17 protein-coding genes are annotated in these 16,334 nt (G+C 69.8%); 9 read left to right on the forward strand and 8 right to left on the reverse strand.

The features are described from left to right. A partial coding sequence (locus E2651_RS44760) for a hypothetical protein (RefSeq protein ID WP_135334339.1) occupies positions 1–261 on the forward strand: 261 nt, incomplete at its 5' end. Positions 262–418: 157 nt separating this feature from the next. Here E2651_RS44760 and E2651_RS29715 read toward each other — a convergent pair. Beyond that, positions 419–1,060 carry a DNA-3-methyladenine glycosylase gene (locus E2651_RS29715; protein WP_135334340.1) on the reverse strand — a complete coding sequence of 214 codons (642 nt, stop codon included), beginning with the start codon at positions 1,058–1,060 and terminating at the stop codon, positions 419–421. 159 nt (positions 1,061–1,219) lie between these two features. Between E2651_RS29715 and E2651_RS29720 the strand changes: the two genes are divergently transcribed. The 3 genes from E2651_RS29720 to E2651_RS29730 all read left to right on the forward strand — a co-directional run bounded on the left by E2651_RS29720 (position 1,220) and on the right by E2651_RS29730 (position 3,242). Beyond that, the gene (locus E2651_RS29720) at positions 1,220–2,002 is read left to right on the forward strand and encodes a sporulation protein (RefSeq protein WP_135334341.1); all 783 of its coding nucleotides are present in this window, start codon (positions 1,220–1,222) and stop codon (positions 2,000–2,002) included. Between the two features lie 45 nt (positions 2,003–2,047). After that, on the forward strand, positions 2,048–2,587 hold the full coding sequence (locus E2651_RS29725; protein WP_135334342.1) for a YbhB/YbcL family Raf kinase inhibitor-like protein: 540 nt from the start codon (positions 2,048–2,050) through the stop codon (positions 2,585–2,587). A gap of 148 nt (positions 2,588–2,735) precedes the next feature. Then, on the forward strand, positions 2,736–3,242 hold the full coding sequence (locus E2651_RS29730; RefSeq protein WP_135334343.1) for an HNH endonuclease: 507 nt from the start codon (positions 2,736–2,738) through the stop codon (positions 3,240–3,242). Positions 3,243–3,342: 100 nt separating this feature from the next. Here the strand turns inward: E2651_RS29730 and E2651_RS29735 are convergent, their stop codons facing one another. From E2651_RS29735 to E2651_RS29745, 3 genes are all read right to left on the reverse strand, one after another. Then, on the reverse strand, positions 3,343–4,281 hold the full coding sequence (locus E2651_RS29735; RefSeq protein ID WP_135334344.1) for an SPFH domain-containing protein: 939 nt from the start codon (positions 4,279–4,281) through the stop codon (positions 3,343–3,345). A gap of 132 nt (positions 4,282–4,413) precedes the next feature. After that, a complete protein-coding gene (locus tag E2651_RS29740; RefSeq protein WP_135334345.1) occupies positions 4,414–4,845 on the reverse strand; it encodes an NfeD family protein in 432 nt (143 codons plus the stop codon). Positions 4,846–4,919: 74 nt separating this feature from the next. Beyond that, on the reverse strand, positions 4,920–5,717 hold the full coding sequence (locus tag E2651_RS29745; RefSeq protein WP_135334346.1) for an ABC transporter ATP-binding protein: 798 nt from the start codon (positions 5,715–5,717) through the stop codon (positions 4,920–4,922). Positions 5,718–5,839: 122 nt separating this feature from the next. Between E2651_RS29745 and E2651_RS29750 the strand changes: the two genes are divergently transcribed. Beyond that, positions 5,840–6,622 carry a hypothetical protein gene (locus E2651_RS29750; protein ID WP_135334347.1) on the forward strand — a complete coding sequence of 261 codons (783 nt, stop codon included), beginning with the start codon at positions 5,840–5,842 and terminating at the stop codon, positions 6,620–6,622. A gap of 203 nt (positions 6,623–6,825) precedes the next feature. On the opposite strand, the gene E2651_RS29755 is transcribed toward E2651_RS29750, so the two are convergent. The 3 genes from E2651_RS29755 to E2651_RS29765 form a co-directional block, all read right to left on the reverse strand. Continuing rightward, a complete protein-coding gene (locus E2651_RS29755) occupies positions 6,826–7,071 on the reverse strand; it encodes a chaplin (protein WP_135334348.1) in 246 nt (81 codons plus the stop codon). 170 nt (positions 7,072–7,241) lie between these two features. Beyond that, entirely contained in the window at positions 7,242–7,898 is a 657-nt protein-coding gene (locus tag E2651_RS29760) for a response regulator transcription factor (protein WP_245239327.1), read from the reverse strand. Continuing rightward, a complete protein-coding gene (locus E2651_RS29765) occupies positions 7,891–9,036 on the reverse strand; it encodes a GAF domain-containing sensor histidine kinase (protein ID WP_135334349.1) in 1,146 nt (381 codons plus the stop codon). The genes E2651_RS29760 and E2651_RS29765 overlap by 8 nt, the downstream gene beginning before the upstream one ends. Positions 9,037–9,229: 193 nt before the next feature. Between E2651_RS29765 and E2651_RS29770 the strand changes: the two genes are divergently transcribed. The 3 genes from E2651_RS29770 to E2651_RS29780 all read left to right on the forward strand — a co-directional run bounded on the left by E2651_RS29770 (position 9,230) and on the right by E2651_RS29780 (position 12,022). Further along, entirely contained in the window at positions 9,230–9,934 is a 705-nt protein-coding gene (locus tag E2651_RS29770) for an SDR family oxidoreductase (protein ID WP_135334350.1), read from the forward strand. Then, positions 9,931–11,013, forward strand: a complete 1,083-nt coding sequence (locus E2651_RS29775; RefSeq protein ID WP_135334351.1) for an S-adenosylmethionine:tRNA ribosyltransferase-isomerase — start codon at positions 9,931–9,933, stop codon at positions 11,011–11,013. Before E2651_RS29770 ends, E2651_RS29775 begins: the two co-directional genes overlap by 4 nt. A gap of 295 nt (positions 11,014–11,308) precedes the next feature. Continuing rightward, on the forward strand, positions 11,309–12,022 hold the full coding sequence (locus tag E2651_RS29780; protein ID WP_135334352.1) for a transglycosylase SLT domain-containing protein: 714 nt from the start codon (positions 11,309–11,311) through the stop codon (positions 12,020–12,022). Positions 12,023–12,144: 122 nt separating this feature from the next. On the opposite strand, the gene E2651_RS29785 is transcribed toward E2651_RS29780, so the two are convergent. Then, positions 12,145–14,733, reverse strand: a complete 2,589-nt coding sequence (locus tag E2651_RS29785) for an FHA domain-containing protein (RefSeq protein ID WP_245239328.1) — start codon at positions 14,731–14,733, stop codon at positions 12,145–12,147. Between the two features lie 285 nt (positions 14,734–15,018). On the opposite strand from E2651_RS29785, the gene E2651_RS29790 reads away from it, so the two are divergent. After that, positions 15,019–16,334: streptophobe family protein (locus tag E2651_RS29790; RefSeq protein ID WP_135334353.1), on the forward strand; the 1,316-nt coding region annotated here is incomplete at its 3' end.

Consider the following 16,334-nt stretch of genomic DNA (forward strand, 5'->3'; position numbering starts at 1 on the left):
GACCATGACGGCCGAGACGGGGTTGTCAATCTGGCGTTGACTTTTGGCACGCTGTTGAGTTCTCAAGGAACGGACGCTTCCTTTGTACTCACCCTCTCGGGCTTTCCTCCGGGCGCTTCCCTTCGGTATTTCGTGTTTCCAACCTTACCAGATCCGTTTTCCGTTCCGTTCCCGGTTCGGATTTCATTTCCGGTGGCCGTTGGAGGGCCTTTGCCTTTCGGCGTGTTCACTACGTTAGCGGATTCCCTCCGCAACTCATAATCGAGTTCTGCGAGTTCGAATTTCGGCATGCAGGCATGCGAAATAGGACCCCGCCGAGGGGAAGTCGTAGGTAGTGGTTGGCCGCTTCCGGCTGCTGGCAGATTGCCGTACCCGGGTAAAGCGGCTCGGGCTACATTACGGACGCCCCAAGGCCGCGTCAAGTTGAGCGGCGCCGGGGCGTATGGGCCCGATAGGGGCTCACCGTCGGGTCGTTGGGGGTCCAGAAGCGCCAGGGGTGGACGGCTCCGGCACCGCCGACTCCGGTGCGCGGGCCGTTGTTCACCTGGTCGGGGTGGACGGGCGTACCGGTGAGGAGGGTGAGGGGGGCGTCGCCGCCCGCACAGAGGTCCGTGCCGTTGAGGTCGCGGTCCACGTCCAGGGCCGTGGCCAGGCGGGCAGGGCCTTTGGCCAGTTCCTTGTCGTTTCGGGCCGAGAGTCGACGTTTGCGGGCGAGCTCGGCGCCCGTCAGGATCTCGCCCGCGCGGAGCAGGACGCCGCTCGCGGTGCCCTCGGGGCCACACACCACATTGAGGCAGTGCCACATGCCGTAGGTGAAGTAGACGTACGCGTGTCCGGGCGGACCGAACATCACGCTGTTGCGGGCAGTGGGGCCGCGATAGGCGTGCGACCCGGGGTCGATCTCACCCGCGTACGCCTCCACCTCTGTCAGGCGCAGCTCGATCGGACCGTCCGGTGAGGTGCGCACGAGGACGCGGCCCAGGAGATCCGGGGCGACGTCCAGGACAGGGCGGTCGAAGAAGTCGCGTGGGAGGGGCGTACGGTCAGGGGCCGCGATCATGGCGTCCGAGCTTAGTGGAGTCGGTCTGTACGGGTGGGTGGTCACCGCTCGTACCGATTGCCAGGGTGAGGACGCGGAACCGGACGTGCGTCCATCGCGTTTGTATGGATCAAGGATCAAGTCGAGTCGAGCCACAGGCGGGGCCTGGGGAGGAGAGTCATGGGGTTCAAGAAGCTGCTTGCGAGCCTGGGTGCCGGCGGTGCTTCGGTGGAGACGGTGTTGACCGAGGTCAACGTCGTACCCGGTGGTGTCGTCCAGGGTGAGGTGCGGATCCAGGGCGGGTCCGTGGACCAGGAGATCGAGGGTCTGTCCGTCGGTCTGCAGGCCCGGGTCGAGGTCGAGGGCCAGGACCAGGAGACGAAGCAGGACATCGAGTTCACCAAGCAGAAGCTCGGTGGTGCCTTCACGCTGCAGGCCGGTCAGGTGCACGCGGTGCAGTTCGGGCTCGAGATCCCGTGGGAGACGCCGGTCACCTCCATCGACGGGCAGCAGCTGCGCGGGATGAACATCGGCGTGACCACCGAGCTCGAGATCGCGCGGGCCGTGGACTCCGGTGACCTGGACCCGATCAACGTGCACCCGCTGCCGGCGCAGCAGGCGATCCTGGACGCCTTCATCCAGCTGGGCTTCCGCTTCAAGAGCGCCGACATGGAGCGCGGTCACATCCGCGGGACGCGCCAGAAGCTGCCGTTCTACCAGGAGATCGAGTTCTTCCCGCCGCAGCAGTACCGCGGTCTGAACCAGGTCGAGCTGAGCTTCGTGGCGGACGACCGCGAGATGGACGTCATCCTGGAGATGGACAAGAAGCCGGGGCTCTTCAGCGAGGGCAGCGACTCCTTCCGTTCGTTCAAGGTGGGTCTGAACGACTTCCAGGGCACGGACTGGGCGGCGTACCTGAACGAGTGGCTGTCCCAGGTCGGCAGCAAGCGCAACTGGTTCTAGGCTCGGAACGGATCGAGGACCAGCCATCAACCAGGAGGTGCCGACGTGAGCGAGCTGAAGAGGCCGCCGCTTCCCCATGACTTCCACCCGTCCGTGCCGTCGTTCACGGTCGTGAGCGAGGACTTCGAGCCGGGTGCGGTCCTCAAGGACGCTCAGGTCTACGCGGCCGGGAACACCTCGCCGCAGCTGCGGTGGGAGGGCTTCCCGCCCCAGACCAAGAGCTTCGCCGTGACGTGCTTCGACCCGGACGCCCCTACGGGGAGCGGGTTCTGGCACTGGACCGTCTTCGACATCCCGGTCTCGGTCACCGAGCTGCCGGGTGGTGCGGGCAGCGGCAAGTTCGAGGGGCTGCCCGAGGGCGCGGTGCAGGTGCGCAACGACTACGGGACGAAGGACTTCGGAGGCGCCGCGCCGCCGCCCGGGGACCCGGCCCACCGGTACGTGTTCACCGTGTACGCCGTCGACCAGGAGAAGCTGGGTCCGGATTCGGACGCTTCGCCCGCTGTTGTCGGCTTCAACCTCCGGTTCCACACGCTCGCGCGTGCGCAGGTGCTCGCCCAGTACGCGGCTTCCGCGGAGAACTGAGCGTTCATCGATTGTTTGCCCGTCTCTGGTCATGGAAGTGATCAGAGACGGGCATTTTTTATTGCGTTGTCCATCTCGGCGTGCCCGGCCAGAGTTGATCCCAGCCCGCCAGGCGGTGGGCCGGTGCATACGGGAGGTGGGCAGGTTGATGCGGGACACGCTGGTGCTGAACGCGAGCTTCGAGCCGCTCTCGACGGTGACGCTCAACCGAGCCGTCGTTCTGGTGCTCCAGGACAAGGCCGTCGTCGAGCAGGCCCACCCCGGACTCCGTGTGCGCGCGGCGGCGGTCGAGATACCTGTGCCTCGGGTGATCAGGCTGTGCAGGTATGTACGAGTGCCGTTCCGAAGACAGGCTCCGTGGTCGAGGCGGGGTGTGCTGGTCCGGGACCGGCACCGGTGCGCCTACTGCGGCAGGCGCGCGACGACGGTCGACCACGTGGTGCCCCGGGCGCAGGGCGGCGCGGACTCGTGGCTGAACACGGTCGCTTCCTGCGCGATGGACAACCACCGCAAAGCGGACCGTACGCCGGACGAGGCCGGAATGCCGTTGCTGCGGCAGCCGTTCGAGCCGACGCCGGCGGACGCGATGCTCTTGTCGCTTGGGCGGGATGAGTTGGCCTCGCTGCCTGGCTGGCTGGCGCAGCCTGCGGCCTAGCCCCGCACCCGATAGGAGCCCGCAGTCAGACGTTTCGTGTCTGGCTGCGGGCCGTATTGGGCTTGTCGCGCAGTTCCCCGCGCCCCTGACGGGGCGCGTATCAGTCGATCGGTGGCTGCTCGCGGCGCTCCGCGGCGGGTGCCGAGCCTCCCGAACCGCCGCCCAGGGGGCCGAAGTTGCCGAGTGCGCCGCCGAGGCCCTTGAGGGCGTCGCCGATCTCGCTGGGCACGATCCAGAGCTTGTTCGCGTCGCCCTCGGCGATCTTCGGGAGCATCTGGAGGTACTGGTAGGAGAGCAGCTTCTGGTCCGGGTCGCCGGCGTGGATGGACTCGAAGACCGTACGGATCGCCTGGGCCTCGCCCTCGGCGCGCAGGGCCGCGGCCTTGGCCTCACCTTCGGCGCGCAGGATCGCGGACTGCTTCTCACCTTCGGCGCGCAGGATCTCGGACTGCCGGACACCTTCGGCCTGGAGGATCGCGGCGCGCTTGTCCCGGTCGGCGCGCATCTGCTTCTCCATCGAGTCTTGGATGGAGGTCGGCGGCTCGATGGCCTTGAGCTCGACGCGGTTGACGCGGATGCCCCACTTGCCGGTGGCCTCGTCGAGGACGCCGCGGAGCGCCGCGTTGATCTCCTCGCGGGAGGTCAGGGTCCGCTCCAGGTCCATGCCACCGATGATGTTGCGGAGTGTGGTGACGGTGAGCTGCTCGATCGCCTGGATGTAGCTGGCGACCTCGTACGTCGCGGCCCGCGCGTCGGTCACCTGGTAATAGATGACCGTGTCGATGTTGACCACCAGGTTGTCCTGGGTGATCACCGGCTGGGGCGGGAAGGGGACGACCTGTTCACGGAGGTCGATGCGGTTGCGGATCGAGTCGATGAACGGGACGACGATGTTCAGGCCCGCGTTCAGCGTGCGGGTGTAGCGGCCGAAGCGCTCGACGATCGCGGCGCTGGCCTGCGGGATGACCTGGATCGTCTTGATCAGGGCGATGAAGACCAGCACCACCAGAATGATCAGGACGATGATGATTGGTTCCATCGTTGTTCCCCGTACCCCTCTTGCCTCGGCGTTTCCGGAAGATCTCTGCGGACTCTGCTGAGCTGTCTCTGCTGAGCTGTTGAAGATCTTGCTGGTCGAGTCTGTCAGACCGCTGCGTGCGCCGTGGGGCATTCACATGACGATGGCCGTCGCTCCGTCGATCTCGACCACATCGACCTCGCGCCCCGCCTCGTAGCTCTGGTCCTTGTCCAGTGCGCGCGCCGACCAGGTCTCGCCCGCGAGTTTGATCCGTCCGCCGGACCCGTCGACCCGTTCCAGGACGACGGCGGTTTTCCCCTTCAACGCCTCTACGCCCGTGGCCAGTTCGGGGCGCTGGGCGCGGTGCCGGGCCGCGATGGGGCGTACGACCCCGATGAGGGCGACCGAGACGGCGGCGAAGACGACGACCTGCAGCACGGTGCCGCCGCCGAGTCCGGCGGTCACGGCGCCGGCGACGGCGCCCACGGAGAGCATGCCGAACTCCGGCATGGCGGTCATTACGAGCGGGATTCCGAGTGCGACCGCGCCGATCAGCCACCACACCCATGCGTCGATGTTCTCCACAGGGTCATGGTAGGACCGTGGGACCGTCCCGGACAGGGCCCCGCGATCTCCCGCCAGGGGCGGGTTGGTGTGCGTCAGCCGAGCGGCAGGCCCTGGGCGCTCCAGCGCTCGCCGCGCTCCTCGACCACCAGGGGCAGGCCGAAGCAGAGGGAGAGGTTGCGGGAGGTGAGTTCGAGCTCCAGCGGGCCCGCGGCCATGACCTTGCCCTGGCGGATCATCAGGACGTGGGTGAAGCCGGGGGCGATCTCCTCGACGTGGTGCGTGACCATGATCATCGAGGGGGCGATCGGGTCGCGGGCGAGACGGCCGAGACGGCGTACGAGGTCCTCGCGGCCGCCGAGGTCGAGGCCCGCGGCGGGTTCGTCGAGGAGCAGCAGCTCGGGGTCGGTCATCAGGGCGCGGGCGATCAGGGTGCGCTTGCGCTCTCCCTCGGAGAGGGTGCCGAACTCGCGGTCCAGGTAGTCGGTCATGCCGAGGCGGTCGAGGAAGGCACGGGCGCGCTGCTCGTCGACGTCCTCGTAGTCCTCGTGCCAGCCGGCGGTCATGCCGTACGCGGCCGTGAGCACCGTCTGGAGGACGGTCTGGCGCTTGGGCAGCTTTTCGGCCATCGCGATGCCGGCGACGCCGATGCGGGGGCGGAGTTCGAAGACGTCCGTGCCGGGCTTGCCGAGGGTCTCGCCGAGGATGGTGGCGGAGCCGGAGCTCGGGTGGAGGTAGCTGGACGCGACGTTCAGGAGGGTGGTCTTGCCCGCGCCGTTCGGGCCGAGGATGACCCAGCGCTCCCCCTCCTTGACCGACCAGGAGACCTGGTCCACCAGAGCCCGGCCCTCGCGGACCACGGATACGTCCTCCAGCTCCAGTACATCGCTCATGAGCGCGTTGTCTCCCATTGCAGTCTCGGCTGTCGCTTGCGTCTGTGGACGCAGTCCCCTGGAGAAAACCTACGCCACCGGTCGGGCGGTCCCGCCCTTAGCCCGGTCCTTAGGCTGTACGCATGCTCTCGGAACCACGCTCAGGACGCTTGGCAGCATGGGGAAATGCCCTTCTTGCCGGACTTGTCTCACCGGATGACGCGGTGCTCGCGGCGGTCGGCGACGACTCCGTGCACCGGGTCGAAGGTCTCCCCGGCGAGTCGTGGCCCGTCGGTCTCACGCTCGCCCTCGGACGATTGCGCGCGCTCGGCGTGACGGGGCTGCGGGTCGCGCTGCCCGCGCCGGGGCATCCGCTCGGGCTGAGCGGGCCGCCCGAGTTCAACGCGCGTGCGCTGGAGGCGGAGGAGGCCGTCGTCGCGTTCGGCGCGCCGTACGGGCTCGTTCCCGAGGTGTACGAGGCGGGGCCCGACGGCGACGTTCACGTGGAGGTCGTCTGGCACTGCCTGCCGGTGCGGGAGGCGCCGCCCGCCGACGTGCCCTCGCTGGGTGAGGCGGAGCGTGAGCTCGCGGAGGCGCTGCGGGAGGCGACGGCCGTGCTCTCGCGGCTCGACGTCGCGGGCTCGGGGCCGGTCGCCGAGGCCACGGTGGACGCCTACCGGGCGCGGGCCGAGCGGGGGCGGGAGGCGCTCGCACCGGGGTATCCGCCGCGGGCGGTACGGGTGTTGGAGCTGGCCCAGCGGGTCGGGCTGCTGATCTCGGTGGCGTACGAGAACGGGCACGGCGGGGCCGTGAGCGCCTCGGAGATGGCGGCGCGGGGCGAGGCGTTGCGTCCGGTGGAGCGGACGGCTCGGCGGGCGCAGGTGGCCGCGTACAACTCCGTTGTGGAGGAGCGGGAACGGGGCTGATGTCACTCGGAGCGCTGGGCCTGCGCCGAGGGCGCCCGGGGGCGATTCGCGGCTCGTGCTGCCGGGACTGGTTATTTCGCGACTGCGGGTACGTCGTGGCTTGTCGCGCAGTTCCCCGCGCCCCTTCGGGGCGCCCCGAACGCCGGACCGGCCCCCCGGGGACGCCCGGGGGGCCGGTGGTCGCGCCCGGCCTGGTGCCAGCGTCAGGCGTTCAGGCCGTCGTTCGCGAAGGCCGGGTTGAGGGCGCCGATGACGGTCGCGGTGTTGCCCACGGCGTTCACGGGGATGTGCACCGGCGCCTGGACGAGGTTGCCCGAGCCGACGCCCGGGGACTTCACGGCCTTGCCGTCCGCGTGCGCGCCGTCCGTGGCGGAGGCGAGACCGGCGCCGGCGGCGACGAGGCCACCCGCCACCATCGTGACAGCCGCGGCCTTCTTCAGGTTCTTCACTTCTGGACCCTCCTTGCGATCGCCGCGGCCAGCCGCCGCAGCGTGCACTGGAGAACGGCCGGGCGGTCCGTAGGTTGCGCCATTCGGGGGACATCCACACGACGGTATGAATCTCAGCCCGGAACGCGACGGTCCGCTCTGACCGTTGGCGGTGTGCGCCGGAGCGTGGATCAGCCGGTCACACCATGTCGTACGGCCCACAGCGCGGCCTGGGTGCGGTCGGCGAGGTCCAGCTTCATCAGGATGTTCGAGACGTGGGTCTTGACGGTCTTCTCGGAGAGGACGAGGGCGCGGGCGATCTCACGGTTCGAGCGGCCGTCGGCGATGAGACCCAGGACCTCGCGCTCCCGCTCGGTGAGCGAACCGCCCCTCCCCTGCCCGATGTTGGCCTCCTGGGAGAGCAGCGCGCCCGCAACCTCGGGCTGCAGGAGCACATGCCCGGCGTGCACCGAGCGGATGGCTCCCGCGAGGGCGTCCGGGTCGACGTCCTTGTAGACGTACCCCGCGGCGCCCGCGCGCAGGGCCGGGACGACGGTGCGCTGCTCGGTGAAGCTGGTGACGATGAGCACGCGCGCGGGGTTGGCCAGTTCGCGGAGCTTGCGCAGCGCGTCCACGCCGTCCATGCCGGGCATCTTGACGTCCATCAGGACCACGTCCGGCTTCAGCTTCTCGGCCTGCGCGACCCCTTCGGCGCCGTCCGACGCCTCTCCCACGACCTCTATGTCGTCCTGCACCTCCAGGAACGTACGCAGACCGCGGCGGACCACCTGGTGGTCGTCGACCAGCAGCACCCGGATCCCTGCCTTCTGTGACACGGCGTCAGCCACCGGGAACCTCCATCTCGATCGTCGTGCCCTTGCCGGGCTCCGATTCCACGGTCAGCCGTCCGCCGACCCCGCCGGCCCGGTCCCGCATGGAGACCAGGCCCAAGTGCCGCCCCGCGCGCCGGGTCGCGCGCGGGTCGAAGCCGCTGCCGTCGTCGCTGACCCGCAGCACCGCACCCGCGCCGTGCCGTTCCAGGAACACCGAGACGCGGGCCGCTCCGGAGTGGCGCAGGGCGTTGTGCAGCGCCTCCTGGGCGACCCGCAGCATCGCCTCCTCCTGGGCGGCGGGCAAGGCCCGGACTCCGCAGCTCTCGAAGGTGACTTCGGCGGAGTGCGCACGGTCCAGGACCTGGATGTGCGTACGCAAGGTGGCCACCAGGCCGTCCTCGTCCAGGGCGGCGGGGCGCAACTCCACGACGGCGGCGCGCAGTTCGTCCGCCGCCTCGGCCGCGAGCACGGCCACCTGCTGCAGTTCGCCCTTGGCGCGGGACGGGTCGCGGTCCACCAGGGCGGCCGCGGCCTGGGCCGTCAGGCGCAGGGAGAACAGCTTCTGGCTGACGGCATCGTGCAGTTCATGGGCCAGGCGCGAGCGCTCCTCGGCGATGGTCAGCTCGCGGCTGCGTTCGTAGAGCCGGGCGTTGGTGAGGGCGATCGCGGCGTGCTGGGCCAGGATCGACAGGAGCTCCTCGTCGTCGGCGGTGAAGCCGCAGCCGCCTTCCGGCTTGGGGCACTGCTTGTTGGCGAGGAAGAGCGCGCCCAGCGTCTCGTCCCCGTACCGGATCGGCAGGCCCAGGAAGTCGGACATGTCCGGGTGGGCGGACGGCCAGCCCTCGAAGCGTGGGTCCTTGCGCAGGTCGCCGAGGCGCTCGGGCTCGGCCCTGTGCAGCATCGAGGCCAGGATGCCGTGCTGGCGGGGCAGCGGGCCGATGGCCCGCCACTGCTCCTCACTCACGCCGTCGACGACGAACTGGGCGAAGCCGCCGTGGTCGTCGGGGACGCCCAGCGCCGCGTACTCGGCGTCGAGCAGCTCGCGGGCCGAGGCGACGATCGTCTTGAGGACGTCGCGCACCTCGAGCTGCCTGCTCATGGCGAGGAGCGCGGAGCTCACCGCGTTCAGGCCGGACCGTGGACCTTGACTCATGGCCTCACCGTACCGGCGGGGTGTGACAGTGCGTATCGGACCTGTGGCGGCCCCCGCCTAGGGCCGTGGGCGTAGGCCCAAGGGCCCCGCCGCGTTGCGGCCCGCGTCCGAGGCGCCGGCGGCGCATCCGTTCCTACCGTGGGGTCATCCGCTGGAGAAGCGGCTGCCAGGGCGACCCGAGGGGACGGATGTCATGCCTGTAGCGATCATCACGGGGGCTTCGAAGGGACTGGGGCGCGCGCTCGGCGCGGCCCTCGCGGAGCGGGGCTGGGATCTGGTGGTCGACGCCAGAACGGCCTCGGTGCTCGAGGAGTGCGCGCGGGATCTCGCGGCGCGCGGCGCGCGCGTGGAGGCCGTCGCCGGGGATGTCACCGATGCCGCGCACCGGGCCGCCCTGGTGGCCGCCGCGCGCGGTCTGGGCGGTCTGGATCTGCTGGTGAACAACGCGAGCGCGCTGGGCGCGGAGCCTCTCGTACGCCTGGAGGAGCTCGCCGTCGAGGGGTTGCGGCACGCGTTCGAGACCAATGTGGTGGCGGCGCTGGGTCTTACCAGGGAGGCGCTGCCGCTGTTGCGGGCGTCCGGCGGTGCGGTCCTGAACGTCAGCTCCGATGCCGCAGCCGAGGCGTACGAGACCTGGGGCGGGTACGGGATGTCCAAGGCCGCGCTCGATCAGCTCTCGGCGGTCCTCGCCGTGGAGGAGCCGGGGATCCGGGTGTGGGCCGTGGACCCCGGCGATCTTCGGACGGACCTCTACCGGGCGGCCGTCCCCCATGACGACGACTCGGAGCGGCCGTTGCCGGCGACGGTGGTGCCCGCCTTCCTGCGGCTGCTCGACGAGCGGCCCGCGAGCGGCCGCTATGCCGCTCCCGCCCTGCTGACCTCGCCGGATGTCCGATGACGCTCGCCGTGGATGTGCCCGAGGGTCTTGCGGCCAGGGTCCCTGCCGAGCAGCGGGGGCCCGGCCTCGGCAGGGATGCGGTGCGGCTGCTCGTGTCGCGCGGGACCGAGGTGTCGCACCACGCGTTCGCCGAGCTGCCCGCGCTGCTGCGGGCCGGGGACCTGCTGATCGTGAACACGTCGCGGACGCTGCCCGCGGCGGTCGACGGAACACTCGGGCACGCGCGCGTGGTGGTGCATTTCTCGACGCGGGGCGATGACGGGCGGTGGGCCGTCGAGTTGCGCGATCCGGACAATTGGGGCAATACGCGCGCACGCGCGGGCGGGCCCGCGTATTCATACGTACAGCTCCCCGGTGACGTACACCTCATCTGCGAGGAGCCGCTGGCCGCGGGGAGCGGGCGGCTGTGGTGGGCGCGGGTCTCCGGTGATGTGCCCACGCTCCTGCACCGGCACGGGCGCCCCATCCGTTACTCCTATACGGAGCGGGGCCAGCCGCTCTCCGTCTATCAGACGGTGTTCGCGCTGCCGTCGGCCGACGGCTCGGGCAGCGCGGAGATGCCGAGCGCGGCCCGGCCGTTCACCGAGCACCTGGTGGCGCGGCTGGTGAGCCGGGGTGTGCAGTTCGCGCCGGTCACGCTGCACACGGGGGTGGCGTCTCCGGAGGCGCACGAGCCGCCGTACCCCGAGTGCTTCGCGGTGCCGGGGACATCGGCGCGGCTCATCAACGCGGCCAGGGCAGGCGGAGGCCGCGTCATCGCGGTCGGTACGACGGCGGTACGGGCCGTCGAGTCGGCGACGGGGCCCGACGGGGTGGTCAGGGCGGCCGAGGGGCGTACGGAGCTCGTGGTGACGCCGGAGCGGGGTGTGCGCGTGGTGGACGGTCTGCTCACCGGGCTGCACGAGCCGGAGGCCTCGCATCTGCTGATGCTGGAGGCGGTCGCGGGCCGGGCTGCCGTGGAGCGGGGATATACCGAGGCGGTACGCCGTCTCTACCTCTGGCACGAGTTCGGGGACGTCCATCTCCTCCTCCGGGAGGAGGGCCCTCACGCTGAGAGTTGCTCCGGCAACTGTTGGTAAGACTGTTACGTGCCCGATGTGAGGCCGCACATAGGACGCACGTCACGTACGAAGGTCCCTAGTGGACAAGGGGGCCCTTTAAGGGCACGGGGTGCATGGCCGCCAGGGCCGTCGGCGCACCCCCTGATCCACTATCCGGCATCGTACGTCACTGCTTTGCCACAGAATTTTGCGGCCGCTAAGAATTGCTCCCGTCGCTCGGCGCCGCGGTCTCGCACCGCGGCGTTTGTGCCGGAGAAGCAATGTCCCCACCGGACCAGGGCGACCTCCGCGATGTTGAAGAGGTCCATCTGTCATGCCCAAGCACAGCACCCCTGGTCATAGTCGCCCCGCGCTGACCAAGACCCAGAAGTTCTCGATCGCTGGTGTCGCCACGCTCGGCGCCGCCGCCCTCGCCTTCTCCCTCGTGCCGGGCAGCGCCGAAGCCGGAACCCAGAACGTGTCGGCCGCCCCGGTGGCCTTCAAGCAGAACGTCGACGCCCAGCAGGCCGTCGAGGCCGGTGTCATCAAGCAGCACACCGCCGCCGACAAGCAGGCCAAGGACGCCGTCGCGGCGAAGCAGAAGGCCGACGCCGACGCCGCCGCGAAGAAGAAGGCGGCCGACGAGGCCGCGGCCAAGAAGAAGGCCGAGGACGAGCGCAAGGCCAAGGAAGCCGCGAGCCGTGCCGCCGCGCGCAAGCCGGTCTACGCCAACAACCTCGACGGCTGGATCCGCCAGTCCCTGGACATCATGAAGTCCAAGGGCATCCCCGGTTCCTACGAGGGCCTGCACCGCAACATCATGCGTGAGTCCACGGGCAACCCGAACGCCATCAACGGCTGGGACATCAACGCGATCAACGGCACCCCGTCGATCGGCCTGCTCCAGGTCATCCAGCCGACGTTCAACGCGTACCACGTCGAGGGCACGTCGACGAACATCTACGACCCGGTCGCCAACATCACGGCCGCGGCCAACTACGCGGCCGACAAGTACGGCTCGATGGACAACGTGAACGGCGCCTACTGAGCCTGATCGCCTGATCAACGGACCTCTTCACCGAGGCTCGACGGACGCCGAAGGGCGGCACCCCACTGGGGGTGCCGCCCTTCTCCGTATGTCCGCGGGCGCGAGGCCCGCGGGTCACGCGCCTACTTGCGCATGACCTCCGGCTCGTGGCGGCGCAGCAGTCGCGCGACCGCGAAGCCGCAGGCGATGCCGATCAGGAGCAGGATCGTGATGTTCAGACCCCACTGCCCGGCCGAGTGCTCCCACAGCGGGTCGAGATCGGTGGGGTTCTTCGGGTCCCACGGCGGCATCAGGTGCGCGAGGTCCAGCGTGGAGCCCGCGCCGGCGATGGCCCAGCGCGAGGGCATCAGCCAGGCGAACTGCTCCAGGCCCGGCGAGCCGTACACCTGGAAGAGCACGCCGGTGAAGACGACCTGGACGATCGCGAACATCACCAGGAGCGGCATGGTCTTCTCGGCGGTCTTCACCAGCGAGGAGATGACCAGGCCGAACATCATCGACGTGAAGCCGAGAGCGATGATCGTCAGGCAGATCTCGACGGCCGGGGGCATGATCAGGCCCTCTTCCGGCATGTCGCGCGTCGCGAAGCCGATGCCGCAGATGATGACGCCCTGGAAGGCCGTGATCACGCCGAGCACGATGACCTTGGACATCAGGTACGCCGAGCGGGACAGGCCGGTGGCCCGTTCCCGTTCGTAGATGACCCGTTCCTTGATCAGCTCACGTACGGAGTTGGCCGCGCCCGAGAAGCACATGCCGACCGCGAGGATCAGCATGATCGTGCCCGCGTCGCCGTTGAACTTCGACGGCGGCTTGGGCGGGCCGAGCCCGAAGTCGGCCGGAATGACGACACTGACGATGCCGAGGACCGCGGGCAGGATCACCATCAGGCCCAGGAAGCCCTTGTCGGAGGCGATCACCGAGGAGTAGCGGCGGATCAGCGTCCACAGCTGCGCGCCCCAGCCCTGCGGCTTGGGCGGCCGGACGGCCTGCGGCGGCGGCATCTGTACGGACTGCGCGGCGACGGCGTCGATGTCCGCGGCGTACATCTGGTAATGCTGCGAGCCCTTCCAGCGGCCCGCCCAGTCGTAGTCGCGGTAGTTCTCGAACGCCGAGAAGACGTCGGCCCAGGTGGTGTAGCCGAAGAAGTTGAGCGCTTCCTCCGGCGGACCGAAGTAGGCGACCGAACCGCCCGGCGCCATCACCAGGAGCTTGTCGCAGATCGCCAGCTCGGCGACCGAGTGCGTGACGACGAGGACCGTACGGCCGTCGTCGGCGAGGCCGCGCAGGAGCTGCATGACGTCGCGGTCCATGCCCGGGTCGAGGCCGGAGGTCGGCTCGTCCAGGAAGATCAGCGACGGCTTGGTGAGCAGCTCGAGTGCCACCGAGACGCGCTTGCGCTGGCCACCGGAGAGGGAGGTGACCTTCTTCTCCTTGTGGATGTCCAGCTTCAGCTCGCGCAGGACCTCGTCGATACGGGCCTCGCGCTCGGCCTCCGCGGTGTCACCGGGGAAGCGGAGCTTGGCCGCGTACTTGAGGGCCTTCTTGACGGTCAGCTCCTTGTGCAGGATGTCGTCCTGCGGGACCAGACCGATGCGCTGGCGCAGCTCGGCGAACTGCTTGTAGAGGTTCCGGTTGTCGTAGAGGACGTCACCCTGGTTGGCGGGCCGGTATCCGGTCAGCGCCTTGAGCAGGGTGGACTTGCCGGAGCCGGAGGGGCCGATGACCGCGATGAGCGACTTCTCCGGGACGCCGAAGGAGACGTCCTTGAGGATCTGCTTGCCGCCGTCGACGGTCACCGTCAGGTGGCGGGCGGAGAAGGAGACCTCACCGGTGTCGACGAACTCCTCGAGGCGGTCGCCGACGAGGCGGAAGGTCGAGTGACCGACGCTGACGATGTCGTTCGGGCCGATGAGCGCCGAGCCCGACTTCGCGACCGGCTGGCCGTTGACGTACGTGCCGTTGTGCGAGCCGAGATCGTGGATCTCGAAGCGGCCGTCCGGAGTGGCCGTGAACTCGGCGTGGTGGCGCGAGACCTGCAGGTCGGAGACGACCAGCTCGTTCTCCAGGGCACGACCGATGCGCATCTTGCGGCCGAGCGAGAGCTGGTGGAACGTCGTCGGGCTGCGGTCGCCGTAGACCGGCGGGGCCCCCGCGACGCCGCCGGAACCGGGGGTCTGCTGCGCGTACTGCGCGGACGGGCCGCCCTGCTGCTGCGGGGGCACGTGCGGCTGTTGCTGCGGCTGGTGCTGCTGAGGCTGCTGTTGCTGCCAGCCCTGCTGCTGGGGTGCCTGCTGGTGCGGTGCCTGCTGCTGGGCGGCCCAGCCGGGCGCCTCCTGCTGGGGCGCGTGCTGCGGCGCGGCCTGCTGCTGGGCGTGCTGCTGCGGTGCGGAGACGGCGGCAGCGGCGGCGCCCGAGGCGCTGCCGGACACGTTGAGGCGCGGACCGTCGGTCGCGTTGCCGAGGTTCACGGCCGAGCCCGGGCCGATTTCCATCTGGTGGATCCGCTGGCCCTGCACAAAGGTGCCGTTGGTGCTGCCGTGGTCCTCAATGACCCAACTGCGGCCGCTCCAGCTGATCGTGGCATGACGCCAGGACACTCTGGCGTCGTCAAGCGAGAGATCTCCCTGCGGATCACGTCCGAGGGTGTACGACCTGGACGGATCGAGCGTCCAGGTCCTTCCATTCAATTCCAGTACGAGTTCCGGCACTCCAGCCCCACTGAGTTGTCCCCCGAGCTAGCCCCCATCGATGGGGAGTCTAGGGATGTCGAACATCGGGAGGAACTATTTCAGGCGGAGGCCTCTGACCGAAAGTCGGGCCTTGTGAAGACTGCGTACGGGCCTCCATGGTTGCCCCGTTGACGGGGCAGAAATCCCCCCGGAGAGTAGTAACAGCCCATCAGTGCATACGGATCATGCGCATTGCGCACATCTCGCACGAAGGGGGCAATGCCGTGCGAGGCCGTGTGAGGCTGCGCAAGTCAGGGGGGCCTGATGGAGACCGGCGCCAAAGGAGTCGACGGCCGGGGTGTGCGGTGGGGCGACGTGCTGCTCTCCGCGATCGCCGCGGTGAGCTGGGCCCTGGTCGGCATGGCGGGTACGGCGGCTCTCGGGCTGCATCTTCTCGGCGCGGACGCGGTCGCGTCGTTGGGGCCGATGACGGCGGCGGTGGTGGCGCTGGGCGCGGGCGGCTCGGTCACGCCGTCCGGCGATGTGTCGGCGTTCGGCCTCGAGGGCGCTGAGGCGACCACCGCGATCGACATCGCGCCACTGGGCGTCGGGCTCGCGGGCGCGCTCCTCCTGGCGTACTTCTTCCTACGTTCCCTGCGCGCGGCGGGAGTCACGATCACGCCCGCCGAACTGGCCGCGCGCGCCGGCGCGGTGGTCGCTCTCTTCCTCGCGATGCTCGCGGGGCTCGCCTGGGCCGGTCACGACATCATCACTATCGACGGCGACCAGCTGGGCGTCGACAAGGGAATCGACAAAGGGGTCGATCAACTCCCCGACGGCATCACCGACAAACTGCCCGACGGACTCGGCGACATCGGCGGTCTGCTGCCCGACCGGCTCGGCGATCTCGCCCAGGCGAAGGCGGCCGTCGGCTTCACCGTGGACACGGGGCCGACGCTGTTCGGGGGCGCGATGTGGGTGATCGGCGTCCTGCTGATCGCGCTGCTCGCCTCGCGGCGTACGCCGCTGCCGCGCGGGTGGGACGCCGTGCACCGGCTGGTGCGGCCTGCCGTGTCCGCGCTGGTCACGGTGTTACTCGTGGCGGTGCTCGCCGGGCTCGCGGCGGCTCTGTACGCGATGATCGGCGACGCCCATCCGAAGCGGATCGCCGGAGCCGCGCTGCTCGGGGCGCCGAACGGGGTGTGGCTCGGGGTGCCGATCGGGCTCTTCGTGCCGTGGGACGGCGAGGCCACGGGCGAGCTGGCGAAGCTGCTGCCCGACCCGCTGGACGATCTCCTGACGGGGTCGGGGGCCTCGGGGAACGAGGCGGTGACGCTGGGGCGTCTTGCCGATCTCGACGGGCGGGTGTGGCTGCTTGGGGTCGCGGCGGCGCTGATGATGCTGTTCGCGGGGGTGCTTGCCGCCGTGCGTTCGCCCTTCTTACCTGGCGAGGTGGGCGCTTGGCGGTTCGCCGCGGGCTGTGCGGTGCGGCTTGGAGTCGTGACGGCGGTGGCGCTTCCGCTGCTGGTGTGGCTGACCGGGGTCTCCGCCGATGCCTCGCTCTCGGTCCTCGGCTTCGACGCGTTCGGGGCGGGGATCGAGCTGCATGGGCAACTGGGGGTGGCGTTGCTGCTTGGGGC

This window comes from Streptomyces sp. MZ04, assembly GCF_004684775.1.
Lineage (GTDB): Bacteria > Actinomycetota > Actinomycetes > Streptomycetales > Streptomycetaceae > Streptomyces.

Bases quoted from the DNA above. Each gene is read 5' to 3' on its own strand.
- E2651_RS29715 (WP_135334340.1), bottom strand. From the start codon at position 1,060: ATGATCGCGGCCCCTGACCGTACGCCCCTCCCACGCGACTTCTTCGAC.
- E2651_RS29720 (WP_135334341.1), top strand. From the start codon at position 1,220: ATGGGGTTCAAGAAGCTGCTTGCGAGCCTGGGTGCCGGCGGTGCTTCG.
- E2651_RS29730 (WP_135334343.1), top strand. From the start codon at position 2,736: ATGCGGGACACGCTGGTGCTGAACGCGAGCTTCGAGCCGCTCTCGACG.
- E2651_RS29735 (WP_135334344.1), bottom strand. From the start codon at position 4,281: ATGGAACCAATCATCATCGTCCTGATCATTCTGGTGGTGCTGGTCTTC.
- E2651_RS29745 (WP_135334346.1), bottom strand. From the start codon at position 5,717: ATGAGCGATGTACTGGAGCTGGAGGACGTATCCGTGGTCCGCGAGGGC.
- E2651_RS29750 (WP_135334347.1), top strand. From the start codon at position 5,840: ATGCTCTCGGAACCACGCTCAGGACGCTTGGCAGCATGGGGAAATGCC.
- E2651_RS29765 (WP_135334349.1), bottom strand. From the start codon at position 9,036: ATGAGTCAAGGTCCACGGTCCGGCCTGAACGCGGTGAGCTCCGCGCTC.
- E2651_RS29770 (WP_135334350.1), top strand. From the start codon at position 9,230: ATGCCTGTAGCGATCATCACGGGGGCTTCGAAGGGACTGGGGCGCGCG.
- E2651_RS29775 (WP_135334351.1), top strand. From the start codon at position 9,931: ATGACGCTCGCCGTGGATGTGCCCGAGGGTCTTGCGGCCAGGGTCCCT.
- E2651_RS29780 (WP_135334352.1), top strand. From the start codon at position 11,309: ATGCCCAAGCACAGCACCCCTGGTCATAGTCGCCCCGCGCTGACCAAG.